3 protein-coding genes and 1 tRNA gene are annotated in these 2,889 nt (G+C 70.4%); 2 read left to right on the forward strand and 2 right to left on the reverse strand.

Annotation, left to right across the window (positions count from 1 at the left end; all coding sequences use genetic code 11):
- Nucleotides 1-51 precede the first annotated feature (51 nt).
- Both VLF38_RS10685 and VLF38_RS10690 read left to right on the forward strand, forming a co-directional pair.
- Nucleotides 52-729: a phage integrase central domain-containing protein gene (locus tag VLF38_RS10685; RefSeq protein ID WP_325271245.1), complete on the forward strand. Its 678-nt coding sequence runs from the start codon at nucleotides 52-54 to the stop codon at nucleotides 727-729.
- A gap of 10 nt (nucleotides 730-739) precedes the next feature.
- On the forward strand, nucleotides 740-1,219 hold the full coding sequence (locus VLF38_RS10690) for a tyrosine-type recombinase/integrase (protein ID WP_325271246.1): 480 nt from the start codon (nucleotides 740-742) through the stop codon (nucleotides 1,217-1,219).
- A 66-nt stretch (nucleotides 1,220-1,285) separates the two neighbouring features.
- Here VLF38_RS10690 and VLF38_RS10695 read toward each other — a convergent pair.
- Both VLF38_RS10695 and VLF38_RS10700 read right to left on the reverse strand, forming a co-directional pair.
- A tRNA-Lys gene (locus VLF38_RS10695) sits at nucleotides 1,286-1,358 on the reverse strand.
- Between the two features lie 57 nt (nucleotides 1,359-1,415).
- A partial coding sequence (locus VLF38_RS10700; protein WP_325271247.1) for an NAD(P)/FAD-dependent oxidoreductase occupies nucleotides 1,416-2,889 on the reverse strand: 1,474 nt, incomplete at its 5' end.

Below are 2,889 nucleotides of genomic sequence, written 5' to 3' on the forward strand. Positions count from 1 at the left end.
GACGAGCAGTCTCGGCTCGTCTCCTGAAGGCTGACGATGGGACGGCCACCGATGCCCATCGGGACGTGGGGCCTGATCCGCACCTATCCCGTGGCGCACGACGAGCATGGCAAGCCAACGCGCTTCCGCGCCATGGCGATGTTCCGAGACTTCGATGGGGTCACGCTGTCGTTACAAGCACGCGGCAAGACGGCCACGCAAGCCAGCCAGAACCTGAGGCTGCGGCTGCAGAACAGGGCGCGTGCCGGAGCCGGAGGAGACCTCAACGGCATGACCCGCTTCTCGGCCGCGGCGGAGGTCTGGATGTCCCGCATGGAGGAGATGGTCGCGGACGGGCGGCGATCATCCGGCACCGTCGAGACCTATCGACGCCAGCTGAAGAACCACGTCCTGCCCGCGTTGGGGGAGGTGCTACTGGTCGAGATCACGCCTCCGATGGCTGACCGAGTGATCGGAACCTTCAAGCGGGAGATCAGCCCGGCCAGTGCACGCAGTTGCCGTAGCGTGATCTCGGGTGTGCTCGGTCTCGCGGTGCGGCACGGGGCGATCCCGGCCAACCCGGCGCGCGAGATCGAGCGGATCGAGTCGAGGCCGCGCAAGGAGCCTCGTGCGTTGACGCCTGCGGAGCGGGTAGAGCTGCTGCGCCGGCTCCGGGCGGACGAGAAGGGGGCGTCGCGACCTGCCCGACCTGGTGTTCTTCATGCTGGCGACCGGGTGTCGGATCGGTGAGGCCCTGGCCGTGGTGTGGTCCGAGGTCGACCTCGAAGCGGGCGCGGTCGAGATCAGCAGCACTCTCATCCGCGTCAAGGGCGAGGGACTGCTCCGGAAGGGGACGAAGAGCCGGGCGGGGGAGCGCACCCTCGCTCTCCCGATGAGTGCGGTTGCAGTCCTGAGGCGACGCTTCATGACCGGTGCACGTCTCGACCAGCCGGCGTTCCCCGACATCAATGGTGGGTTCCGTGACCCTGCCAACGTGCGCCGGGAGCTGCGGGCGGCGCGGGGTGACGAGGCGCTGGCGTGGATCACGTCGCACACGTTTCGGAAGACCGCGGCGACCATTCTCGACGAGGCGGCGCTGTCGGCCCGGCTGGTCGCCCACCAGCTGGGACACTCGCGGACGTCGATGACCCAGGACTACTACCTGGGCCGGAGGTCGGTCGACAACCAAGCCCCGGCGGCGTTGGAAGCGGCGTTAAGGGACACGCTCGACGATGAGTAAGCTGTGCGTTTCCTATGGCGAAAGCAAAAGGCCAGCGACCCGGTGGGCCGCTGACCTGCTTGTTTGTACGCCATCAGGGACTCGAACCCCGAACCCGCTGATTAAGAGTCAGCTGCTCTGCCAATTGAGCTAATGGCGCGTGCCGGTGAAGCGGGGACAACTTTACCAGCGGGGACCTCGCGCGAGAAATCGAGGACTACAGGCCGGCCAGCACCGCCTGGGCCGCGTTGTGGCCGCCCAGCCCGGAGACCGCACCGCCCCGTCGGGCGCCGGAACCGCACAGCATCACGACGTCGTGCTCGGTCTGCACCCCCCACTGCTGTGCGGGGGTGTCGAGGCGGGCCCGGTTGGGCGCCCATGGCCAGTCGAGGTCACCGTGGAAGATGTGGCCGCCGGGCATGGCGAGGTCGCGTTCGACGTCCTGGGGGATCTTCACCTCGAGGCAGGGGCGCCCGTCGGCGTCCTTGGCGAGGCAGTCGGCGAGGGGCTCGGCTAGGTGCTCCTCGAGGGCTGCGATGGCGCGTTCCACGGCCAGCTTCCTGGCACCCTCCGGGTCGTCCGCGAAGAGGTCGGCCGGGGTGTGCAGCCCGAAGTAGGTGAGCGTGTGCGCCCCCGTGCCGGCCAGGTCGCCGAGGATGGAGGGGTCGGTGAGGGAGTGACAGTAGACCTCGCCGGGCATCCGGCTCGGGATCCTTCCTGCCGCGGCTTCGGCGTACGCCTGCTCGAGCTCGCTGAAGTCCTCCGCGAGGTGCAGCGTGCCCGCGAAGGCGACCTCCGGGTCGAGGCCCGACGTGAGCCGGGGGAGCCGGTCGAGCAGGAAGTTGATCTTGAGCTGGGAGCCGCTCGGCTTGGTCTCGGCGTCCTCGCCCTCGCCCAGGAGGATGCGCAGCACCCACGGCGCGACACCCGACAGCACGCGGCGGCCGGTGATGGTGTGTGAGCGCATGCCGTCGTGCCAGGTCACCTCGGCCGAGTCGTCCCCCGGCACGATGCGGCTCACCCCCGCGCCGGTGACGATCCGGGCGCCCGCGCCGGCGGCCGCCCTCGCCAGGGCGTCGGTCACGGCGCCCATCCCGCCGACCGGCACCCGCCACTCGCCGGTGCCGTTGCCGATCAGGTGGTAGAGGAAGCAGCGGTTCTGGACCAGTGACGGGTCGTCGAGCGACGCGAACGTGCCGATCAGGGCGTCGGTCGCGACCACGCCGCGCACGGTGTCGTCGGTGAAGCGGGAGCGTACGGCGGCGGCGAGGGGTCGGCCGACCACGTCCTGCCAGGTCTGCGGGTCGACCGCCTCGCGCACCGCGCGCTCGTAGGGGAGCGGCTCCATGAGGGTCGGCGCCACGACCTCGGTGATCTCGGCCACGTCGGCGTAGAACCGGCACCACGCGTCGTACTCGTCCTCCCCGCCGGTGAGCTCGCGGAACGACCGCCGGGTCGCCTCGCCCTCCGGCCGCTCGACGAGGAGTGCTCCGTGCCGGCCGTTCCGGACCCAGGGCGTGCACGACGCGGTGGAGCGGGACGCCAGCCGCAGGTCGAGGCCCAGGTCCTCCACCAGGCGCGTCGGCATCAGGCTGACGAGGTAGGAGTAGCGGGAGAGGCGTGCCGGGTGCCCCGCGAACGGAACGACCGAGACCGCCGCGCCACCGGTGTGGGGGAGGCGCTCGAGCACC

This window comes from Nocardioides sp., from assembly GCF_035481145.1.
Lineage (GTDB): Bacteria > Actinomycetota > Actinomycetes > Propionibacteriales > Nocardioidaceae > Nocardioides.